Origin of the sequence: Dickeya chrysanthemi NCPPB 402 (genome assembly GCF_000406105.1) — a bacterium.
Lineage (GTDB): Bacteria > Pseudomonadota > Gammaproteobacteria > Enterobacterales > Enterobacteriaceae > Dickeya > Dickeya chrysanthemi.
This window is the reverse complement of sequence record NZ_CM001974.1, coordinates 4410178-4432692: the sequence shown is the minus strand read 5'-3', so window position 1 is coordinate 4432692 and position 22515 is coordinate 4410178. Positions and strand designations below refer to the sequence as shown.

21 protein-coding genes and 1 pseudogene are annotated in these 22515 nt (G+C 56.0%); 8 read left to right on the top strand and 14 right to left on the bottom strand.

Annotated elements, in window-relative coordinates; translation table 11 throughout:
- Positions 1-102: 102 nt before the first annotated feature.
- Positions 103-423 carry a helix-turn-helix domain-containing protein gene (locus DCH402_RS19660; RefSeq protein ID WP_040002991.1) on the bottom strand — a complete coding sequence of 107 codons (321 nt, stop codon included), beginning with the start codon at positions 421-423 and terminating at the stop codon, positions 103-105.
- 98 nt (positions 424-521) lie between these two features.
- Between DCH402_RS19660 and DCH402_RS19655 the strand changes: the two genes are divergently transcribed.
- Entirely contained in the window at positions 522-779 is a 258-nt protein-coding gene (locus DCH402_RS19655; RefSeq protein WP_040002990.1) for a helix-turn-helix domain-containing protein, read from the top strand.
- A 7-nt stretch (positions 780-786) separates the two neighbouring features.
- Here the strand turns inward: DCH402_RS19655 and DCH402_RS19650 are convergent, their stop codons facing one another.
- Positions 787-1119, bottom strand: coding sequence for a helix-turn-helix domain-containing protein (locus tag DCH402_RS19650; RefSeq protein ID WP_040002989.1), 333 nt, complete (start codon positions 1117-1119; stop codon positions 787-789).
- 144 nt (positions 1120-1263) lie between these two features.
- Here DCH402_RS19650 and DCH402_RS19645 point away from each other — a divergent pair, with 144 nt between their 5' ends.
- Positions 1264-1767, top strand: a complete 504-nt coding sequence (locus DCH402_RS19645; RefSeq protein WP_040002987.1) for a hypothetical protein — start codon at positions 1264-1266, stop codon at positions 1765-1767.
- A gap of 1 nt (position 1768) precedes the next feature.
- On the opposite strand, the gene DCH402_RS19640 is transcribed toward DCH402_RS19645, so the two are convergent.
- The 5 genes from DCH402_RS19640 to DCH402_RS19625 form a co-directional block, all read right to left on the bottom strand.
- A complete protein-coding gene (locus tag DCH402_RS19640) occupies positions 1769-3160 on the bottom strand; it encodes a retron Ec67 family RNA-directed DNA polymerase/endonuclease (protein ID WP_233276379.1) in 1392 nt (463 codons plus the stop codon).
- On the bottom strand, positions 3115-3447 hold the full coding sequence (locus DCH402_RS22065) for a hypothetical protein (RefSeq protein ID WP_050583338.1): 333 nt from the start codon (positions 3445-3447) through the stop codon (positions 3115-3117). The genes DCH402_RS19640 and DCH402_RS22065 overlap by 46 nt, the downstream gene beginning before the upstream one ends.
- Positions 3448-4300: 853 nt before the next feature.
- A complete protein-coding gene (locus DCH402_RS19635) occupies positions 4301-5164 on the bottom strand; it encodes a YicC/YloC family endoribonuclease (RefSeq protein WP_040002986.1) in 864 nt (287 codons plus the stop codon).
- Positions 5165-5293: 129 nt separating this feature from the next.
- Positions 5294-6202: a LysR family transcriptional regulator gene (locus tag DCH402_RS19630; protein WP_040002984.1), complete on the bottom strand. Its 909-nt coding sequence runs from the start codon at positions 6200-6202 to the stop codon at positions 5294-5296.
- A gap of 128 nt (positions 6203-6330) precedes the next feature.
- The gene (locus DCH402_RS19625; RefSeq protein ID WP_040002983.1) at positions 6331-7413 is read right to left on the bottom strand and encodes a dipeptidase; all 1083 of its coding nucleotides are present in this window, start codon (positions 7411-7413) and stop codon (positions 6331-6333) included.
- Positions 7414-7613: 200 nt separating this feature from the next.
- On the opposite strand from DCH402_RS19625, the gene DCH402_RS19620 reads away from it, so the two are divergent.
- The 6 genes from DCH402_RS19620 to DCH402_RS19595 are packed head-to-tail and all read left to right on the top strand — an operon-like array spanning position 7614 to position 14226.
- Positions 7614-9209: an ABC transporter substrate-binding protein gene (locus tag DCH402_RS19620; RefSeq protein WP_040002982.1), complete on the top strand. Its 1596-nt coding sequence runs from the start codon at positions 7614-7616 to the stop codon at positions 9207-9209.
- Complete coding sequence (locus DCH402_RS19615) at positions 9209-10219, top strand: ABC transporter permease (RefSeq protein WP_040002980.1); 1011 nt, start codon at positions 9209-9211, stop codon at positions 10217-10219. Before DCH402_RS19620 ends, DCH402_RS19615 begins: the two co-directional genes overlap by 1 nt.
- Positions 10216-11118 (top strand): nickel transporter permease, encoded by a 903-nt coding sequence (nikC, locus tag DCH402_RS19610; protein WP_027713485.1) that lies wholly within the window; start codon positions 10216-10218, stop codon positions 11116-11118. The genes DCH402_RS19615 and nikC overlap by 4 nt, the downstream gene beginning before the upstream one ends.
- On the top strand, positions 11119-11949 hold the full coding sequence (locus DCH402_RS19605; RefSeq protein ID WP_040002979.1) for an ABC transporter ATP-binding protein: 831 nt from the start codon (positions 11119-11121) through the stop codon (positions 11947-11949).
- Between the two features lie 28 nt (positions 11950-11977).
- Positions 11978-12718, top strand: a complete 741-nt coding sequence (locus DCH402_RS19600) for an ABC transporter ATP-binding protein (RefSeq protein WP_040002978.1) — start codon at positions 11978-11980, stop codon at positions 12716-12718.
- Complete coding sequence (locus DCH402_RS19595) at positions 12715-14226, top strand: serine hydrolase domain-containing protein (protein ID WP_040002976.1); 1512 nt, start codon at positions 12715-12717, stop codon at positions 14224-14226. Before DCH402_RS19600 ends, DCH402_RS19595 begins: the two co-directional genes overlap by 4 nt.
- Before the next feature lie 366 nt (positions 14227-14592).
- Here the strand turns inward: DCH402_RS19595 and DCH402_RS19590 are convergent, their stop codons facing one another.
- The 7 genes and pseudogenes from DCH402_RS19590 to DCH402_RS19560 form a co-directional block, all read right to left on the bottom strand.
- On the bottom strand, positions 14593-15912 hold the full coding sequence (locus DCH402_RS19590) for a sulfotransferase family 2 domain-containing protein (protein ID WP_071604748.1): 1320 nt from the start codon (positions 15910-15912) through the stop codon (positions 14593-14595).
- Between the two features lie 187 nt (positions 15913-16099).
- A complete protein-coding gene (locus tag DCH402_RS19585) occupies positions 16100-17041 on the bottom strand; it encodes an isoaspartyl peptidase/L-asparaginase family protein (RefSeq protein WP_040002975.1) in 942 nt (313 codons plus the stop codon).
- Positions 17042-17071: 30 nt separating this feature from the next.
- A complete protein-coding gene (locus DCH402_RS19580; protein ID WP_040002970.1) occupies positions 17072-17893 on the bottom strand; it encodes a M55 family metallopeptidase in 822 nt (273 codons plus the stop codon).
- 33 nt (positions 17894-17926) lie between these two features.
- Positions 17927-18981 (bottom strand): annotated as a pseudogene (locus tag DCH402_RS19575) (DmpA family aminopeptidase).
- Positions 18982-18992: 11 nt separating this feature from the next.
- On the bottom strand, positions 18993-19895 hold the full coding sequence (locus DCH402_RS19570; RefSeq protein ID WP_040002969.1) for an ABC transporter permease subunit: 903 nt from the start codon (positions 19893-19895) through the stop codon (positions 18993-18995).
- A gap of 8 nt (positions 19896-19903) precedes the next feature.
- The gene (locus DCH402_RS19565; RefSeq protein WP_015848268.1) at positions 19904-20824 is read right to left on the bottom strand and encodes an ABC transporter permease; all 921 of its coding nucleotides are present in this window, start codon (positions 20822-20824) and stop codon (positions 19904-19906) included.
- 17 nt (positions 20825-20841) lie between these two features.
- Positions 20842-22398, bottom strand: a complete 1557-nt coding sequence (locus tag DCH402_RS19560) for a glutathione ABC transporter substrate-binding protein (protein ID WP_040002968.1) — start codon at positions 22396-22398, stop codon at positions 20842-20844.
- Positions 22399-22515: the final 117 nt, after the last annotated feature.

Below are 22515 nucleotides of genomic sequence, written 5' to 3'. Positions count from 1 at the left end.
ATGGGGGCGGCGATGTTGCTTCAACGTCTTCCGGCCCGCTGTAAACCCGCCGTTTTAGCGCCATACACCGTTAAGAGCGCTCTTTTCTGGATGTGCGGAATATCATTCACCTGTTTGCGCTAACGCTAAAATCTCTGCCCGTTTTTCTGGCGGCATCTCCCAAAACGCCAGCATCAATTCAGCCAGTTGGTCATCTGCGGTATAGAAGAATGCCAGCGGGACATCAAGTGCGTCCGCGAGTTGCTGAGCGGTATCGATGCTGGCTTCGTGCACGCCTTTTTCATAGCGGTTAATACGGGGGCTTGCCACGAATTCATCAATTCCGGCAGCGATGCCGAGTTTTTTCTGTGACAAACCTTTTGCCAGCCGGGCTTGCTTAAGCCGTTGACAGAAAACGTCATGGTAGTTTGGTTTTGCTTTCATGACTACGAGAATCGTAGTTTTTGCTTGAGCGAGATACTACGAATAACGTAGTATTTGCTGTAATTATTCTTCATAACGGTGACGAGTCAGGAGGCTGGATGAAAAAGGATTGGCATCAGGCAGATATTATCGCCGCTCTGCACAAGCAACGTACCTCGATGGCAGCGCTTTCCCGCTCTGCGGGTTTGAGTGCATCAACACTGGCGAATGTATTGGTCAGGCCCTGGCCGAAGGGGGAATGGCTGGTTGCCGAAGCGCTGGGAATTCACCCTGCCGAGATATGGCCGAGCCGGTATTACGGTCAGGATGGTGAATTGATTGATCGTAAAATCAGGATAAGAACGAAATCGTGTTAAGCACGTTTCACGTTGTTTCAGGCTGGTTATTGTCTAACGATGCCAGCACTTTTTCCTGCTGCTCTCTGGGTAAATCGGCAAACAACAGGATCATTTTTGCCAGATTGTCATCATCAGCATAGAAGTAAGCCAGGGGGACATTGAGCGCTTCTGCAAGACGCTTCGCGGTCACGATATTCGCTTCATGCACACCCTTTTCATAGCGATTAATGCGTGCACTGGCAACAAACTCATCGATTCCGGCAGCGATACCCAACCCTTTCTGGGACAGCCCACGCAATAAGCGGGCATCCTTTAAACGTTGGCTGAAAACATCGTGGCGTTGTTGGGAAGTATTCATGGCTACGATATTCGTAGTCATGAGGGGGTTTAGATACTACGATTATCGTAGTTATAGTTGATGTATTATTTTATGCTGGCGTTGTAGGTATACATTAGTTATGTTGAATGTCATGTGCTTTATTTTAGCAATTGTAGATTAGTTATGAACATATATTCAATTTTCTTTGGATTTATAAGCGGTGTTCTTGTTTCATTAATTGCTGCTTTTATAAATCATAAAATAAAAATGCACTCTGAGGCAACGAGCAAGCTAAGAGCATCTGAGTATCAGTTAATGCTTAAGTTAGGAGAGTTGCACCAGGAGTATTTTTGGTTAGCAACTAATGAACTTCATGGTGTCGATACCGATATGGAGGTCATTGCTAGGATTTATGATATAGCTTCTGAGATAGCGAAAGAGCTACATCAAAATGAAGAAAGTGAATTCACTGATGATCTATTAAGGATAATATACGATGAAAGTTATGATTCTTATACTAAACGATGGAAAGATATGGATAGAATTTCCGATAGAATGGCAGCCAAGTTACGGCCTAGGCATAAATCAATAATAAAATCTCTCAATGAGAGTAATATTATATTAATGGCTCAGCCAAATTTCAAGTCAAAAGCACCAGCAAACGGTCGATTTAGATTACGTATGTGATTTATATATCCATTCTACGTCTATAATCAATAATAATATTTTGAAATAAATCAATAATCATCTTGAATTTTGAGAAATTAATATCTCTATGATTCTGTTTAACAATTATTTCTGCAAATTTTTTCTTGCCAAAATAAAGATTTTTGTCAAATTTATTGTTGGTTGTAAAACTTTTTTCTCCTAATTTTTTAGACAAAGTTTTTGTGTCGAAAAAATCCTCTATTTTTGTTTCTTTCATATCAAATATCAAAGGGGTTTTAACAACATAAAAGTTTTCACATACATAAATAAAACCATCGAGTATTTCCCGAGTCTCCATAAATTCTCTGTTGATCACTCCTTCAACGCTAACTGATCCGCTGTCGTTATCAAGTAGCAATATAACTGGAAACTTTCTCGGGGGAGATGAAAATCTACTCATTCTTTTCTGATAAGTGTTTAATAATTTGATGTTATTCCCTGTTCCATCGGTAATATTTAATAATCGAGAAAGTAACTTGGTCTGCTTGAACAAATGAATGTCTATTCTTTTTTTGATTCCCTTTCCATAGTTCTGTAGTTCAGGATAATAACTTACCAAGTTTTTAAAAGCATAATTCAAATATATGTTATCGGTTTCACCTTCACATATTACGACTGTTCTACTATTTGCTGCAAAATTTTTATAAAACAAAAAATCAGAATAAGTTTTTTCAAATGAGTCATGTGCTTTTCTAGGTTGATCATTGGCATTTTGCACATCCATTCTATTTCTTATTTGATATATGAAACTTAACATCCCATTAAGTTTTTCAAGGCTTATAGGCGTTTTTTCTCCGCTTAAGGACATGAATGCTTGATTATTTTTGAAAAAATTATTGGCCATTGCTCTGGCAAGATGTTTGAACTCAGACTTGACATTAACTTTTTTGTTTACTATCAATCCTGTAACGTCCTGTCTTGAATTCTTACGTTGGACTCTTGTTTTATTATCATTAATCGTGAAACCAGATCTTTTTATTTCATTTATTAATGATTTCCCAATAATAGGGTTGTGGCCATGTAATTCCATAATATCAATAGGAAAGACATTTCTATTGGTTGATATAGTTAAATCATCGACGTATCTAGTATAGAAACATTTGTTTTTCTTTGCTAATGCACTGAGTTTTACATCTAATATTTGAGCAACCATATTGGATATTACAGGGGAACAGGGGCTGCCTTGAGGAAGACTGTTCTCATGGCAAGCAATTTGGGCAATAATCGTTGCTGTCTTTTCTGGAAGCATAAAATTTTTGTTGTGGATAAAATATCCTCTGACTCTTCCAAAATTGATACTGTCAAAAAAATCCTCTAAATCAAGATTTAGTACAAGATTTTTATTTTTATGCTCATAAGCATTCGTAAAAATTGATTTTCCTTTTGTATAACCATGCGAGGATATCTTTTTATTTTTTTACCATGTATCTCTTCGATACACTCTTGTAATCCTTTAGCAAGCCGCCGCTGCAACTCCTTAAGTTTTTTTGCTGGTGCCTTAATATCTCTGTGACCACCATTTTTCTTACTAATTTTAAATGTTATATAATTATTTTGGCTTTTATAGATAGTATATGCTAATGATTTTGGTGAGCAACCAAGCAGATTTGCAATATCTGAAATGTTCTGAGATTCTTTTAGTTTAGCCAGGAAGCTCATATGACTCTCTAATAGAATTGATAAAGGGCACTATAGAAACTCTTTAGCAGGGCGTGAGGTAGTTCCTCATAACCGAGCATACTTAGGGCGTTGCCTCTAACTTTTTTTTCACATATCACGAAACATGATACAAAATCTTTCTATAGGCCCGAATTTATGCTAACAAGGTTTTTTTTATAAATCAATGCTTAGTTAATCCTAGGGTCTGTCCCTTAACCTCCCTACACGCTAAAAAGTGCTGCAAGAATCATTTCCGAAATATGATTCTTGGTTAAACATTGATCGTTTTTAGTCGTTCTTTATCGCTTAAAGCGTTTTTTTTGCACAGTTATAACAATGCTGAACTGTAAAAAAAATAGTTACGGGACACACCCTAGTATATTAATAATCGACTACTTTTATCATGATACAACCGGCCATTATAATAGAGGTGTATAATATATACCTAAGCGGTTTTTCTTATCAAAGAAATAAAAAACTATCATTGATAACAGATTAACTATTTTACCGCTGTATTCCTGAGCTATATCGACTATACCCGTCATACTTCAAGTTGCAGGTGTGTTGGCTGCGTTCGTTCACCCGAATCACTTACCTGAGTAAGCTCATCGGGATTCACTCTCTTGCCGCCTTCCTGCAACTCGAATTATTTTGGGTATATACCACTTATCTTTTTGACTAATTAGTAGCCGCCGAGATAAAAATGATGTATATCATACAGAGTATATTTTATGCTTTTTTATTTCATTATCATGCGCTTTGTTGCTTCCTGATGATAGCCCATGATAACAAAAAAGCCCGCTATGCGGCGGGCTTATTGGTTTTTTGATGGTGGGTGATGCGTTGTGAGGTGTTACTCAATATTCTGAATCTGTTCCCGCATTTGCTCGATCAGCACTTTCAGTTCGATGGCGGAGGCGGTGACGTCGGCGTTGATGGATTTGGAACCCAGCGTGTTCGACTCGCGGTTGAATTCCTGCATCATAAAGTCCAGACGGCGGCCGACGGCTTCCTGCTTGTTGAGGATTTTGTAGGTTTCCCGCACGTGGGCTTCGAGCCGGTCGAGTTCTTCGGCCACGTCGATGCGTTGCGCCATCAACACCAGCTCTTGTTCCAGCCGGTTGCCGTCGAGCTGCACTTGCGCCTCTTCCAGCTTGCTTTGCAGTTTTTCCCGCTGCCATTGCAGAATGTTCGGCATGTGGGCGCGGACTTTGGCGACCTCGGCGCTGACGCCGACCAGCCGTTGTTCAATCAGCGCTTTGAGCGCGTTGCCTTCGCTTTCGCGGGCGAGGATGAAGTCGTCCAGCGCGGCTTCCAGCGCCTGCATCAGTTCAGCGCTGATGGTGTCCAGATCTTGCTCTTGTGCCGACATCACCCCCGGCCAGCGCAGGATGTCGAGCGGGTTGACTTCGCCTTCGTCGCTTTGCAGTTTCACCCAGTTCGCCGCCGCTACCAGCTGTTTAGCCAGTTGTTCGTTGAGGATGAGTTGCCCCTGTGCACGTGGGTCCAGCTCAAAACGCAGGCCGCATTCGATTTTGCCGCGGGTCAGACGGTTGCGGATGCGTTCGCGGATTACCGGCTCTAAGCTTCGGAATTGTTCGGGTAAACGGATGTAGGTTTCCAGATAACGCTGGTTTACGGAGCGCAACTCCCAGGCGGCGCTGCCCCAGTCACCCTTGATTTCTCGCCGGGCGTAAGCGGTCATGCTACGAATCATCGGTGCATACCTGTTAAGAAGTGATGGGGTAATTATAACGAGCGCTTTGCCAAAAGCGACAGCGGTAACGGACTGACAAATCACGGCTTCCGGCCGAATCGCGCGGTAGCCGGAAATCGGTGGTAGCGATTATGCTGCTTCCAGCAGCGGCTGGCACTGGCTGGCGAGTTCGCGGCACTTGCTTTTCAGCACCTGTTTGAGTTGCAGGATCTCGCGTGATTGCGGGATATCGCGGCGGCTTATCAGCATCACCTCGAACGGCAACGGCTGGCTGATGGGCACGATTTTGAGCTGGTCGGCGTAACGGCGGGCGGTAAACAGGTCGACGATGCCGGTACCGCCGCCTGCCAACACCATATCGGCGATCACCGAATAAGTCTTAATGTACAGCGAAGCCGCCGGTGTGAGGCGACGGTCGCGCAGCGCACGGTGCACCACCTGGCCCAACGGGTCTTGCTGCTGCATCATCAGCAGGTTGTTGCGGCACAACCATTCCAGCGATACCGGCCCCTGCTGCGGGCTGTCTTTCGGTAGAATCGCCACCATGCGCGACTGGCACAGCGGTTCGGCCAGCAAATCCGGCGGCACCTGCTGGCCGAACACCAGCGCCAGGTCGAGCTGCTGCTGCTGAATGTTCTGGCACAGGGTGCTGAAGTGTTCGGTCACCAGCTCGATGTTCATGAGCGGCACCTGCTGCTGAAACTCCACCATCGCCGGGGCGACGATCATCTGGCCGAAGGCGTGGGCGGCACCGAGCCGCATGGTTTCGCACTGGCCCTGGCGAATGTTCTCGGTCAGGCGGGAAATCGCCTGCAACTGGCGGTAAAGCTGGTCTATCTCCGGCATCAGCCGTTGCCCTTCCACCGTGGGCACCAACCCTTGCGAACGCCGCTCGAACAGGGCGAACCCCAGTTGCTGTTCAGCGTGATTCAGCACCCGGCTGACGTTGGGCTGGGAAACGTTGAGTAGCCGTGCTGCGCCGCTGATGGTGCCGGCCTGAACGATCGCCTGAAAGACTTCGATGTGGCGTAAACGCATAACCTGAGTCCTGTTTTGTGGTGTGTTCGCGACCGGCTCCGTTGAGCGCGATCCAACGTATAAATAAGCAAGATCTACGCCATATTGTTGAAAATGCCGCCGGATAGCGGCAAACCCGCGCCCGCCTGCTATTCTCCCCAGGTGGCTTCCAGCACCCGCAACCAGTTGCCGTAACAGATTTTCTCCAACAGAGTGCGTGAGTAGCCGCGTTCGGCCAGCGCCTGCACCAAAATGGGGAAACCCGCCACGTCTTTCAGGTCGGCGGGGAGGGTGGTGCCGTCCAGATCGGAACCGAAACCGACGCCATTTTCCCCTAATTTTTCCAGCAGATACTCCACATGACGGACGATCTCCTGCACCGTGGCGGACGGGTCTTTCTGGCCGTCGGCGCGCAGGAAGGCGGTGCCGAAATTGACGCCGACAAACCCGTCGCGCTCGCGGATCGCCGCCAGCTGGCTGTCGGTGAGGTTGCGCGATTGGGCGCACAGCGCGTGCGCGTTGGAGTGGCTGGCCACCAATGGCGCGTCGGAAACCGCCGCCGTTTGCCAGAAGCCTTTTTCATCCATGTGGGAGAGGTCCACCAGAATGCGTTTGGCGTTGCAGGCGCGTACCAGCCGTAGCCCGGCTTCGGTCAGGCCGTCGCCGGTGTCCGGCGAAGAAGGAAAGCGAAAGGGCACTCCCTGACCGAAAAGATTCGGTCGGCTCCACAACGGCCCCAGGCTGCGCAACCCGGCGGCGTAAAGAATATCCAGCAGGTCCAGTTCGGCATCCAGCATCTCGGCGCCTTCAATGTGCATCACCGCCGCCACCACGCCGTCCGCCATGCAACGGCGAATCTCCGCTACCGTGCGGCATACCCGCAGTTGCCCGGCAGACTCCGCTTCAAGGCGCAACAGGGTGGCCAGCATCCAGAAGCTGATGTCACGCGCCTGCGCCATGGTCGGCGTGGTTAATGAAACGTTGCTATCTGGTATGGATGTTGCATCGCTTCTGGGCGAGGGAACGTAGGTGGCGAACAGGCCGCCGGCGAATCCGCCCTGCCGGATCCGGGGCAGGTCAATATGACCTTGCGACGGACCATTGAGGAAGGCATCGGTCGGATTATCGCGATGAAGCCGCCACAGGCGTGATAGCACGTCGTTGTGACCATCAAAGACAGGGAGCGCGGCGTGATGTTCAAGCGGCTTGTCTGACACAGGCGAATCTGACATGGATGAAGTACCGATACTGGATTGAAAGAAAATGATTTTCTGAGATGGAACCTGACTTGCACCTTACTGGTGCAGATATTCAGGCGGAGAAATTTTGTTCACCGCGTCACCATTTAAGCCAGCGCCCGCGATGTCTGTCAAGCCGCAGAAAGAAAAAAATATCTTCTATTCTATTTTAAAATCAGACACTTGGGGGATTAATGGTTACCAGAAGACGCTTTCTCGCCGGTTGTGCTACCGTGCCTGTCTTGTCCTGGCTTAATTTGAACACCGCGTTCGCCGATACGCCGCCATCGATGCTGGCGATGGCGATGCAGCTTGATAACATGACCAGTCTTGACCCGCAGGAAGGGTTTGAGGCGGTGGGAACCGAAATCATCGGTAACCTGTACCAACGTTTGGTGATGCCGAACCCGGCCAACCCGCAAGAGGTGATCGGCGATCTGGCCGCCAGTTGGGAAGTCGGCAACGACAGCAAGACCTTCACTTTCCATCTCAATCCGCAAGCTAAATTCGCCGACGGCACACCGGTGAGCGCCGACGACGCCGTTTTCTCGTTACAACGCGCGGTCAAGCTGGATAAAAGCCCGGCGTTCATCATCAACCAGTTCGGTTTTACCAAAGACAACGTGGAGCAGCGCGTTACCGCGCCGGATGAAAAAACGCTGGTGATAAGCCTCGACAAACCGGCGGCGGAAACCTTCCTGCTGTATTGCCTGTCGGCCCCGGTGGGCAGCATCGTACAGAAAAAAGCCGCGCTGGCTAACCAGCAAAATAACGATCTGGGTAACCAGTGGCTGAAGCAGAACAGCGCCGGTTCCGGCCCGTTCTCGCTGGTGAGCTGGAAAGCCAGCGAAAGTATTATCCTGCAGAAAAACGATCACTTCCCGGCGGATAACGCCTTTAAGCGCGTGCTGCTCAAGCACATTGTCGACCCGTCCGCCCAGTTGCTGATGCTGCAAAAAGGGGACGTAGATATCGCCCGCAACCTGACCACCGAGCAAATTCGCCCGCTGGTGAACGACAGCAACTACCATCTGGTGCGCCAGAGCATCGCCAGCGTGATGCTGTTGTCGTGCAACACCGCCAACGAGTTCCTGAAAAAGCCGCAGGTGTGGCAGGCCATCAAATGGGCGCTGGACTATGACGGTATTCAGAAAAATATTCTGCCGCTCACGCACAAAGTCCATCAGAGCTTCCTGCCGGGCGGCTTCCCGGCGGCGCTGGACGATACCCCGTTTCATCTGGATGTCGCCAAAGCCAAAGCGTTGCTGAAAGACGCCGGTTATCCGGATGGCTTCGACATTACGCTGGATCACTACTCCGCCCAGCCATACCCGGATATCGCGCAGGCGATCCAGACCCAGTTGGCCGCCATCGGCATCCGGGTGAAACTGATTGCGGCGGAAAACCGTCAGGTGCTGACCAAAATGCGCGCCCGCCAGCAGCAACTGGCGCTGACCGCGTGGGGCGCTGACTATTTCGACCCGAACTCCAACGCCGAAGCCTTCTGCATCAACACCGACAACAGCGACGGCGCCCGTAACCGCACGCTGGCGTGGCGCTGCAACTGGTCGGACGAAAAATTCAATCAGTTGACCGAGCAGGCGCTGCATGAGCAGGACCCGGCCAAACGCATCGCACTGTATGAAACTCTGCAACGCAATCACCGCGAACAGAGCCCGTTCACGCTGATGATGCAGGATGAGAAAACGCTGGCTTGCCGCAAGAATCTCAGCGGCGTCACCATGACGGTCTTGAGCAAGGTGCCCTACCAGCAGGTGAAGAAAGCCTGATGCAGATACTGACTCGTTTTTGCAGTACGCTCGGCAGCCTATTGTTGACCCTGTTGGGGCTTTCGGTACTGACCTTCTTCATCGGTCGAATTATGCCGACCGACCCGGTGCTGGCCGCCGTCGGGGACAATGCGCCTCAGGCGGTGGTGGAACGGGTGCGTCAGGAAATGGGGCTGGATCAGCCCCTGTGGATACAGTACGGCCACTACCTGAACCAGGTGCTGCACGGCGATTTGGGGCGCTCGGTGCTGACGTCTAACCCGGTCACTAGCGATATTGGCCGGTATTTCCCCGCCACGCTGGAGCTGGCGACCGCCGCGATCATCGTCGCGGCGCTGGTCGGCATTCCGCTCGGGGTGTGGGCGGCGGTACGGCAGGGGCGCTGGGTCGATCAGGTGATCCGCGTCATCTGTCTGGCGGGCCATTCGCTGCCGGTGTTTGTGCTGGCGTTGCTCAGCCTGTTGATTTTCTACGCGGTGCTGGGCATTGCGCCGGGGCCGGGGCGGCAGGACATCCTCTTTCAGGATATGGTGCCGCACGTGACCGGGTTGCTGACGGTGGATGCGCTGCTGGCGCGCGACTATGACGCGCTGCGCGATGCACTGGCGCACATGGTGCAGCCGGTGCTGATTCTGGCGTATTTCAGTATGGCCTACATCACCCGTATGACCCGCACCTTCATGCTTAACGCGCTCAGCGGCGAGTTCGTGATCACCGCCCGCGCCAAAGGGTTATCGTCCCGCCGGGTGATCTGGCGGCACGCGTTTCCCACGGTGGCGGTGCAACTGGTCACTGTACTGGCGTTGACCTACGCCGGGTTGCTGGAAGGCGCGGTGGTCACGGAAAACGTCTTCTCCTGGCCGGGGCTGGGCCAATACCTCACCACCGCGCTGCTCAACGCAGACATGAACCCGGTGGTGGGCGCTACGTTGCTGGTAGGCGCGGTCTACGTGCTGCTGAACCTGCTGGCTGATATTTTCTATCGACTTTTGGATCCCCGCGTAACATGAGTTTTTTGGTCTCACGAGCCTGGTTGCTCGACGAAACGCCCGCCACGCGCCGTCAGGCGGTGTGGGGGCAGCGTTACCGCCTGTGGCTGGGGTTTCGCGCCAATCCGCTGGCGGTGTTAGGGTTGATCATCATCGCCGTCGTGATGCTGCTGTCGCTGGCGGCACCCTGGCTGGCCCCTTACGACCCCGGTTTTCAGAACCTGTCTAACCGGTTGGCCGCGCCGTCTGCGGCGCACTGGCTGGGCACCGATGAACTGGGGCGCGATGTGTTCAGCCGTATCGTCTACGGCGGGCGCACCACGCTGGGTATGGTGCTTGCGGTGGTGGCGCTGACCGCGCCCATCGGCCTGCTGGTCGGCTGTATCGCCGGTTATGCCGGCGGTTGGCTGGATAAAATCCTGATGCGGCTGACCGATATCTTTCTGGCCTTTCCGCGACTGGTGCTGGCGCTGGCGTTTGTGGCGGCGCTGAAACCGGGGGTGGAAAGCGCCATTCTGGCGATTGCGCTGACCGCCTGGCCGCCGTATGCACGGCTGGCGCGGGCGGAAACGCTGCAATTCCGTCATACCGATTTTATCGCCGCCTGCCGCCTGACCGGCGCCGCGCCGCTGCGCATTATTCTGCGCCACATCATGCCGCTGTGCGTGCCGAGCCTGATTGTGCGGGTGACGCTGGATATGAGCTCCATCATTATCACCGCCGCCAGCCTCGGGTTTCTCGGCATGGGCGCGCAGCCGCCGTCGCCGGAGTGGGGCACGATGATAGCCACCGCGCGTCGTTTCCTGTTCAACGCCTGGTGGGTGCCGCTGGTGCCCTGTATCGCCATTTTTCTTACCTCGCTGGCCTTCAACTTTTTGGGTGACGGCCTGCGTGACGTGCTGGATCCGAAGGAGCGCTAAATGCTGGTGGAAATCGAGAACCTTCGTATCGCGTTCGCCAGCCGAACGGAAACGGTTGAGGCGGTACGCGGCGTTAGCTTCAGCGTCGGCAAAGAGAAGTTTGCCATCGTCGGCGAAAGTGGTTCAGGCAAGTCGCTGACCGCCCGTAGCCTGATGCAGTTGCTGCCGGGCAGCGCCCGCGTTCAGGCCGACAAACTGAGTTTTGACGGTATCGACCTGCGCGGTGCCAGCGAGAAAACGTTGCGGCAGATTCGCGGCAAGCGGGTCGGCTTTATTCTGCAAGACCCGAAGTATTCGCTAAACCCGGTAATGACCATCGGCCAACAGGTGGCGGAAGCCTGGCGCGAGCACAAAGGCGGTAGCCGCCGCGCCGCGATGGACGCCGCCATTGACCTGCTCAATCAGGTACGCATTCGCGACCCGCAGCGGGTCGCGAAATGTTATCCGCATGAGGTGTCGGGCGGCATGGGGCAACGGGTGATGATCGCCATGATGCTGGCGCCCGACCCGGAGTTGCTGATTGCCGATGAACCGACCTCGGCGCTGGACGCCACCGTACAGGCGGAGATCCTGTGTTTGATCGACGATCTGGTATCGCAGCGCGGCATGGGGCTGATCCTGATCAGTCACGATCTACCGCTGGTGTCGCACTTTTGCGATCGCGTGGCGGTGATGTACGCCGGGCGGATAGTCGAACTGTTGCAGGCCAGTGAACTGTTACAGGCACAGCATCCCTATACGCAGGGGCTGCTGGCTTGCCTGCCGTCGCTGAAACACCCGCGCGATCGGCTGCCGGTGTTGCAGCGCGACCCGGCCTGGCGGGAAGCGTGATGGGGAAAACGCATGATGGGTGGAATGAATGATTAAAGTAGAAAACCTGCGTATCGCCTTTGGCGGCATCGAGGTGGTGAAAGGGGTGTCTTTCGCGCTGGAGAGCGGCGGCAGCTTCGGCATGGTGGGTGAAAGCGGTTCCGGTAAGTCCACCATTTTGCGTGCGCTGGCCGGGTTGAATACCCAGTGGCAGGGGCGCATCGAGTTTGGCGGCATGGCACAGCTGCCGCGGCGGGATCGCAGCTTTTTCCGCCAGGTACAGATGGTATTTCAGGACCCGTACGGATCGCTGCACCCGCGCCAGACCATCGATCGCATTTTGCATGAGCCGCTGTTGGTGCACCGCTTCGATCGTGCCGAACAGCGTATCACCCGGGCGCTGGAAGAGGTGGGGTTGCCTGCTACGGCGCGCTTTCGCTTTCCCCATCAGCTCTCCGGCGGCCAGCGCCAGCGGGTGGCGATTGCCCGTGCGCTGATCGCCGAACCGGAAGTGCTGCTGCTGGATGAACCGACCTCGGCGCTGGATGTGTCGGTGCAGGCGGAAATTCTCAACCTGCTGACGGACCTGCGCCAGGCGCGTAGGCTGACGTATATCATGGTCAGCCATAATCTGGCGGTGGTGTCGCATCTATGCCGGCGCGTCGGCGTGATGCAGCAGGGTGAAATGGTGGAACAGCTCAGTGTGGAAGATTTGCGGGTACGCAACCTGCATCATCCTCACACCGCGGAACTGTATGATTTAAGCATGACGCTGGAGGAACCGGCATGACATTACACTGGCAACGCGCCATTGATGAGGCGCGTGCGATCGCGCAATCCTGGCATCAACCCGGCGAGCCGGGCGGCGCCATTACGCTGTTTGACGGCGAGCAGATCCGCGCCGCCTGTTGTGGCGGGCTGGCGGATCTGGCGCAGAATACCCCGTTTACCACCCAGAGTGTGGTGCGTTTCGCTTCGGTCACCAAGCATCTGTTCGCCTCGCTGGTGACGGGCGCCGCCGGTCAGGCGCTGGCGTTGACCGACCGTCTCGAGCAACATCTGCCGCAACTGACCGGCGAAAACGGCAAGGTGACTATCGGGCAGGCGCTGGACATGACATCCGGCTTGCCGGATGTGCGCGAGAGCCTGTCGCTGCTGGGGTTGTCGGTGTACAACGCCACCCCGGCCGACAGCCTGCTGGCGTTTCTGGCGGAGAACGGCGAGCTGAACTACCCGGCGGGCAGCGAGATCTCCTATACCAACACCGGCTATCGGCTGGTGGAAGAAGCGTTGAAAGCCAAAGGTATTTATTTTGCCGACCTGCTGCACCGGCACATCAACCAGCCGCTGGGGATTGCCCTCAGCGCGCCGGAAACCTGGTTTGATATCGTCCCCGGACTGGTGCCGGGCTACTGGCGATCGCCGCAGGGCTGGCAGTTATCCTGCGCCGGGCTGCATCTGTCCACCTCCGGCTGCGTCACCGGCAGCGTGCGCGATCTGACGGTCTGGCTGCAAGCGCTGCTGATGAATCAGGGGCCGGGTGAGGGTGTGCTGGCACGGTTGTCCCAGCCGCGCTACCTGCGTGATGGCCGTGTGACTGGCTACGGGCTCGGCGTGGCGCACAGCCGCATTGGGTCGGCACAACTGGTAGGGCATGGCGGCTCCCACGCCGGTTACAAGAGTTACTTCCTGCTCGACCCGGCATCGCAGGCGGGGGTAGCGCTGGTCGCTAACCGCGAAGATGTCGCTACCTACGACAGTGTGCTGCGGGTGATGTCGGCGCTGCTGGGCCAGCCACTGCCCACGCGCGGCCATGACCTGACGCCGGGGCTGTATGTTGCAGAGCAGGGCGGGCACTGGCTGGAGGTGAAAGGCCCAGGCGCCTGCTGGCTGGGGGCGACGGAAACGCTGTATCGCGGCGAAGAGCCAAATGTAGCGGTGTCATTGTCCAGCCATCTGCCAATGAAATTACGGCAGGACGGCATGGCGATAGCCGGAGAAATCGGCCACGCGCCGTGCCGTTTTCTGCCGGTGGAAGCCGACGATAGCGTGGCGCGGCTGCAAGGCCGCTGGCTCTGGCCGGATACCCGCAGCGAACTGGTGATTGACGGCGATCGTATCGTGATGGGCCCCGGCCCGGCGGCGATCGCCGGCTCTGTGCAATCGCTCGGCAATGGCCGTGCGCTGGCGACGGTGCAAGACGGGCCGTGGGAAAAACGCTTCTCGCTGTTGGTACAAGACGGCTACCTGACGCTGCTGCTTAATCGCAGCCGGGTGGTGCGGTATCGGCGTGAGTGAGTGTGAGGTGGCTCCGGTTGATTTTAGCTATCAAGGCGTCAGCTTGTGACGACCCAACTTATCTGCAAAGTGTGGTGGCACTATTGATGCCTGACAGCAAAAGAGATATCTCTTCCGCTGTCAGGCTAACGATTAGCATTATTATGGACGTCGGTTTTTGCCTGCACCGCATTTCGAGGAGCACTACATTACCAGAATCATCTTCTGTGTAGTATCGCTCTATTGGCGACGACCTGGAGGATCTTCCGTGAACAAAAGTGCGATATGGCGTTGAAAAAACGAGATAGCCTGTTCATTGGCAGAACAGGCGTGAGCGCCATGCGGCAGCATGGGGGAATGTCCTGTGGGTGTGGCAATGGCGTTACATCAATCATTCCTGCTGGAGGCGATACCCCTCAGACCGAGTGAGGCGGCAGGTGTACCTGGTGCCTGGAGTATGAAAGCATCCGATGGACCGACTTCAATCTCACAGATCTCAAGACCGAGCTGGCGACCATCGCCTGGCGTGGTCATGGTAATCGTTTCGGCACAGTCAATCGTCAGCCGCAGAATGTCGTTAGCGTGGTTGAGTTCCTGCTGTGGTATGACGGCGTCAAATACCACAACGAACGTGCTTTCTGACCATTGATGCAAGAGGGCTGCGTAATCATCAACTTTCAAGGTGAGCTCATCGACCTGACGGGCAGACAGTATATTCGTGACCCTAAATCTCACCAGAAGATCCCGGTCCTTACGGAATGGAATATCGATGGTTGCTGTCGGCGTCGGACCCATCCAACGGCTGAATTTGCGTTCATTCTGCTCACGGCAGTGCCACCCTGTGCCGTTTAATGGTTGTGACATGTCCACAACCGTCCAGCCGGCCGGGCGAATCAACGCCTTGTGATAGTTGTCTTCAGCTGCGCTCGCAAAATCCATGCCATAGGTCGCCTCGAAGCGGGCCATTTGCTCGTCGTAAAGTTCACGAGCAATCGCAACGATTTCCCGATCGAGATCAATCAGTTGATTGGCTGCGGCTATCGCCTCTTCGCTTAAGCTCGGCTTTTGCTGTTTGCTGGCGTGGATATTTAGCGGCTGCGGCTGGTCTGGAGGGAGCGACAGCCATAATTGCAGCGCGGATAACGAACGCTTAAAATCTTCCTGGAAACCGATAAAAGACAGTGAGCGCAGCGTTTTCTCCGCCCGTTGCCGCACGAAAGCCCGGAAGTCCGGATTATTGGGGGAACCCGTTTGCCAGGCTTGGCGGTATTCCCCCGGTGCACAGGCCAACTGGCAGGTAATTTGGTTCCAGTTAATGTATTGGCATTGTGGGTGGCTGAAAAATGCTACCTGATCATGGCGGGCCAAATCACGAATAAGCTCGCCATCAGGTATAACGGCAACTTCCTCGTCAGTCCAACGGTGCACCATCCACCAGTTAGACACCACCCTGTCCAGCGGATCTCGTAAAAAGCATATGGTCGCGACGTTTGATATTTTTTCAGACCAGTACCAACTGCCGAATGGATCATGAATAAAACGCGCCCGTGCCAGCCGGTTTGGATCAAGTTCACTATCGCCGACGTTCATCCAATCGAAGTGTTCTTCTAAATAAATACATTCGTCGGACGGAAAAAGGTTTTGCAAATACTTTAGCAGCGATGTGCCTGCGCACTTATTAATATGGTGAAAAACAATACGAGGCATGACTAATCCTTTATTCTCGTAAATAAATGCTATAAATGTATTTCAATTTTTTATTTAATCATAGTAACAACATGTTACTTATTGTGGGTTTAATCACTCATTGTGAGCTGGGTCGCCGCTATTGTTCACTGCCCGGTGTGCAGATACGAACTGGGCAGGCGCGAACTATGCAGATACGGCGGCCGCGTTAATCCCGATAAATCCCCACCACGGCTTCCTCGCCGACGTAACCGTAGCCGCGGTACATGCCTTCGCTGTTAAACGGCAAGGCAATATTACCCTGATGGTCAACGGCGATCAGCCCGCCGCTGCCGCCCAGCGCCAGCACTTTTTCCATCACGACGGTATCGGCGGCTTGCGACAGCGGCAGGTTACCGTATTCCATCAGCGCTGAGACGTCGTAGGCCGCAACGGTGCGCATGAATACTTCGCCGGTGCCGGTGCAGGAGACGGCGACGGTACGGTTGTTGGCGTAGCAGCCGGCGCCGATGATCGGCGAGTCGCCGACACGTCCGGCACGTTTGTTGGTCATGCCGCCGGTGGAGGTCGCCGCCGCCAGATTACCGGCCGCGTCCAGCGCGACCGCGCCGACGGTGCCGAATTTGCGATCCGGATCGAGCGGATCGCCGTCGTGATCCAGCAGGATCCGGCCGTCGCCCGCCTGCGCTTTCAGCAACTGCTGGTAGCGCTCGTCGGTGGAGAAAAAGTCCGGCTCGACCATCTCCAGCCCCTGCTCGCGGGCGAACGCTTCGGCACCGTCGGCGGTGAACATCACGTGTGGGCTACGTTCCAGCACCGCGCGGGCCGCCAGAATCGGGTTGCGGATGTGGTTAACTCCGGCGATGGCACCCGCCTCCAGCGAGCGGCCGTCCATGATGCTGGCGTCCAGTTCGTGGGTGCCGAGGTGGGTAAACACCGCGCCTTTGCCCGCATTGAACAGTGGGCACTCTTCCAGCAGACGCACCGCTTCGGTAACCGCATCCAGCGCGCTGCCGTTGGCGGCCAGGATTGCCTGCCCGCGAGCGACAATCTCTTGTAACGCGGCGCGATAGCGCTGTTCTTTCGCGCTGTCCATCGCCGAGCGGCTGAGCGCGCCCGCGCCGCCATGAATCACAATGACCGGTTTCATCTTGGATGTGCTTCCTTATGTTCGGGGCGGTTAATTCTGCGTGGTCGCCAGATAGGAAAAAGCGCCCAGCAGGCTGACGATCGGTGCAATGGTCGGAGACTGGTAACCCACGGTGACGGCGTCTTTGCGAACGACGCCCGGAATCAAACAGAACAGGTCCGCCAGCACCGGCTTGGCGACCATCAGCTCCAGTTCATACGGCGGCTGCAAACGGCTGGTGGTTTCTTTATGCGCCTTTTGCACCGCCTGGGTCGCCGCCAGCCGAATCGCGTTGCGCGCCGCTTCCGGGCTCAGCGACTCCGCCGCAGTCTGGGAAATGGCGCGTTTTACGCAGGCGTAGTCGGCCGCCGGGTAGTAGCGGTTGATCCAGCCTTGCAGCGTATCGTCGCCGCTCACCAGCCATAACGGGGTGTTCAGTTCGGCACCGGCGGCGGCGTAGATATCGCTTTCACCCATCACTTCGCCGTTGATGCGCACCCGGTAAAACGCCCGGCCGTTAATGGTGTGCGCCAGCACGCCGTGTTCGCCGGCGGCGCTGTGGTAACCGATGAACATCAGGCCATCGAACTGTTGCTGTTGCAAGCCCTCCACCATCGACAGGCCGCGTGGTTTGCCTTGCACCAGCCGGGCGCGCGGGTCGATATGTTCAGCGCGCAGGTTAGTCATGGCGGCATGGCTGTCGGCCACCACCACCTCACTGGCGCCGCCGGCGAATGCGCCTTCGATGGCGGCGTTCACTTCCTGCTCCATCAGCCCGCGGGCGATTTGGTATTCCGGTGTGCCGGGGCTGCACTGTTCCGGGCGCATCACGCCCGCGATGCCTTCGATATCCGCAGAAATAAATACTTTCATGTCAGCGTCCTTATCGCCTGTCTCATCAGGCGGTTATGCGAAATCTTGTGCCAGACGGTCCAGCACCTGCGTCAGGGCCGGGCGATGGTGGCCGCGAAAACCGGTGACGGCCTCGGCCTGCAATAATGCATCCAGCACCGCGTGTTCGGTGGCGTCGGCCGCCGCGTTGAGCAGCGGTTCCAGTTGTGCGTCTTCCGGCGGCTGCGGCGTGGGCTGGGTGGAAAAGGCCACCGCGATATCGCCGGAGCCGTGTCCCCAATAGCTGCCGAGCCGCCCGAGTCCGGCACCGGCGCGGCGGGCGATGCGGGTCAACTGGCGGGCGTCGAGCGCGGCGTCGGTGGCCATAATAATAATGATGGAACCGGCGTCGTGCTGGGGCGTCAGTTCCGGCAGCAGGGGAGCGATGGCTTCGCCGACTTGCACGCCGTCCAGCGTCAGGGCCGGCAGCGTGCCGAAATTAGCCAGCACCAGTACGCCGAGGGTGGCGTTCAGTTCCGCATCCGCCGGGAGGCGGTGCCGATGCCGCCTTTGAGCGCGAAGCAGCTCATGCCGCGCCCGGCACCGACGCTGCCGCGGGCGAAATCCGCCGTGGCGTTATCCAATGCCGCACGCGCCATCGCTTCGGTCACCGCCAGCGCCTGAATATCATTGAGCCAGCCGTCGTTGCACTCCAGCGCCAGCGGATTGACGGTCGGCAAACGGCGGCCCAGCTCCGGATTACGGTTGATCGCATCGCGCACCAGCGTAGTAAACAGCGTACCGACCGACAGGGTGTTGCTGAGCAGAATCGGCGTCTGCAAGCGCCCCAGTTCCTCAATCTGCACCAGCCCCACCGGTTTGGCGAAGCCGTTGAGCACCGCCGCGCCGCAGGGCAACGGTTGTGTAAACAGGTTGTCGCTGTTCGGCACGATGGCGGTAACGCCGGTCTGAATTTCGCCGTGCGCCAGCGTATGGTGGCCGACCCGTACGCCGGCTACGTCGCTCAGACGGTTGTGCGGGCCAGACGGCAGGCGCGGCGTGCCGAGCTGCCGCTCAGTGCGCCAGCGTTGCAGTAGCGGCGCCAGCCGTGCCTGTTGATAAGGTGTCATGGTCTCTTCGCTTAGCTTTTCAGTTTCGGGTCCAGCGTGTCGCGCAGCGCATCACCCAGCAGGTTGAACGCCAGCACGGTGCAGAAGATAGCCAGACCGGGGAACACGCTGACGTGCCATTGCCCTGCCATCATCATGCTACGGCTCATCGCCAGAATGTTGCCCCATTCCGGCACGTCCGGTTCCGGCCCCAGACCGATGAAACTCAGGCCGGCGGCGGTCAGGATACTGGTGCCGATGCGCATGGTGAAATAGACAATCACGTTCGACAGGGTGCCCGGCAGAATATGGCGCAGCAGGATCACCCGGTCCGGCGCACCGGCGCAGCGCACCGCTTCGACGTAGGCCGCCTGTTTGAGCGACAGCGTGGAGGCGCGCACGATACGGGCGAACACCGGCACGCTGAACACCGCCACCGCGATAATCACGTTATTCAGACCGGGGCCGAGGATCGCGACGACCGCGATCGCCAGCAACATGCCGGGAAAAGCGAACAAGACGTCGCAGCCGCGCATGATCAGCATATCGATGCTGCGGCCATAATAGCCCGCCAGTAAGCCGAGGGCGATGCCCGCCAGCATACCCAGCGTGACCGAAACGATGCCGATGTAGAGTGAAATACGTGCGCCGTAAATAATGCGGCTCATCACGTCGCGGCCCAGATCGTCGGTGCCCATCCAGTGGTCGGCGGAAGGTGCTGCGCCGAGCGCCATCCAGTCCGGCTCCATCGGGCTCCAGGGCGCCAGCCAGGGGGCGAATACCGCCATCAGCACCAGCAGCAGGACAAAACCGCCTGAAACCAGCGCCATCGGGTTGCGGATGAAGGCGTGCAGAAAATCGCGCCACGGCGAACGAATCGTGCTGTCGTTCAGGGCGGAAGAGGTCGCCGCGGTCGGCTCTTGAGAAGTGTTCATCGCAGCTCCTAACGCAGACGAATGGCCGGGTTCACCACCGCGTACAGCAGGTCGACCAGCAGGTTGATCAGGATAAATTCAAACACGAACAGCATCACCAGCGCCTGAATCACCGGCTGATCCTGCGTTTTGATCGATTCGATCAACAACCAGCCGAGCCCCGGCCAGTTGAATACGCTTTCCACCACAATCGAACCGCCCAGCAGAAAACCGAACTGCAACCCGAGCATGGTGATAACAGGGATCAGCGCGTTGCGCATCACATGCTTCCAGACGATCAGCCGCTGGCGCAGCCCTTTGGCGCGGGCGGTACGCACATAATCTTCCTGCATCACTTCCAGAAACGCCGAACGGGTGAAGCGCGCCATCACGGCGGCCACCGAGGCACCCAGCGTCAGCGCCGGCAGAATGATGTCGGTCGGTTTGTTGTAGCCGCTGACCGAGAACACGCCGAACGGCATGGCGACGAACTGGATCAGCAACAGGCCGAGCCAAAACGGCGGCATCGAAATGCCGCCTACCGCCAGGCTCATCAGCGACCAGTCCTGCCATTTGCCGCGTTTCAGCGCGGCAAACACGCCGATCAGCAACCCGAGGATCACCGACCAGGCGAAACCGGCCAGCGCCAGCCATAACGTCGGCAGAAAACTTTTTTGGATGACGGTCAGCACCGGCTGCTGGGTACGGTAGGTGATGCCGAGATCACCGTGCACCAGCCCATCCAGCCAGTTGAGGTACTGCTGCGGCAGCGGATCGTTCAACCCCAAACGCTCACGGGCGGCTTCCACCGCCTCGATGGGGGCGTCGGGGCCGGCGTAGATCCGCGCCGGGTCACCCGGTAACAGTTTGATAAAACCGAACACCAACAGGGAGATCACCAGCAAAACCGGGATCATTTCCAGCAAACGTCGGACGATATAAGCAAACATGGCGATCCCCTGTGCGATTACTTGAACTCAGCCTGATCGAAGATCAGCGAACCGTCCGCCAGCATATAAACGCCGGACAGATTTTTCACTTTACCGACCAGGTTGTCCGGCACGCCCAGGAACACCATCGGCGCGTCTTTCCAGATCAGTTTCTGGGCGTCGGCATAGGCGGCGGCGCGTTTGTCGCTATCCGGGGTCGCCAGGCCGGCCATGATGGCTTTGTCCACATCCGGGTTGCTGTAGTAAGAGACGTTGTAGGCTTTCGGCACCCAGGATTCGGTGGCGAACAGCGGGCGCAGCGCCCAGTCGGCATCACCGGTAGAAGGTGACCAGCCGCCGTAGTACAGGTCGAACTCGGCCTGTTTCGGGTCTTTCACGCCGAACAGTTTTTCGTTGCGTGCGCCGGAGTCCATCGGGGTGACGGTGACTTTGATGCCGACCTGCTCCAACTGCTGCTTGAAGAACTGGGCGCTGCGGATATAGTCCGTGCGGTTGGTGGTCCACAGCTTCAGCTCCAGCCCGTTCTCATAACCGGCTTCTTTCAACAACTCTTTCGCTTTGGCCGGGCTGTAGGTGTAGTTCGGCTCGCTCTGGCTGGCGAAGAACTGCACGCGCGGCGCCATGACCGACGCGGCAGGCAGGCCCATGCCGGCGAAGCCGACTTTCAGCCAGATGGTGCGGTTGATGGCGTAGTTCAGCGCCTGACGCACACGCACATCGCTCAGCGGGCCGTGCTGGGTATTGATGGCCATATAAAACAGATAGATGCTCGGGTCGCGCTGGATAGCCAGCTTGGCGTCGTCTTCAACGGTTTTGATCAGATCGGACGGCAGCGGGTAGATAGCGTCGGACTGGCCGGATTTCAGCGCCGCGACGCGGGTGGCGTCTTCCGGCGACGGGTAGAAGGTGACGCTGTCGACTTTCGGCCAGCCTTTCTGCCAGTAGTTGTCGTATTTCACCAGCTTGACGTCTTTACCCTGCTGCCATTCGGCGAACGTGAACGGACCGGTGCCGACCGGATGCACGCGCAGTTGGGCTTCGTCCGGGTACTGTTTCAGCGCCGTCGGGCTGTGCATTACCGCCGACGGGTGCGCCAGGGTGTTGACAAAGGCGCCGAACGATTTATTCAGCTCGATTTTGACCTGCGTCGGCGACACCACCGTCACGCTCTTGATCATATTGAACAGGCTGTTGCGCTTGAGCCCTTTGGTCTGGTCGGCCAGACGATCAAGGTTGGCTTTGACCGCATCGGCGTTGAACGGCGTGCCGTCCTGAAAGGTGATGCCTTCGCGCAGCGTGATGGTGAACTCGGTGGCGTCGGCGTTGCCGGTGTAGCCGGTAGCCAGCCGCGGCACCAGTTTCATCTGGTTGTCGAACTGGAACAGACGCTCGAAGATCCCGCTCTGGATGGAGTAGCTCAGGGTATCCGAGGTGTCGTGCGGGTCCAGCCCGGTGATATCGGCATAGATGGAAATGCGCAGATCCTGCGCCTGAGCCGCAGCGGCCAAACACAATGACAGCCCAAGAGCGACGGCGGAACGGCGTGAAGTTACTGCGGATAGTAACGGTTTCATGGTGTCTCCTGTAAATGGTGTGTGTTGCTGGTTGTGTTGCTGCTTTGTATTAACTCTTTGTTTTTATTTTTTAATTTCATCAGCCGTTCATGTGTGACGGCGGGTTATCGCTCACGG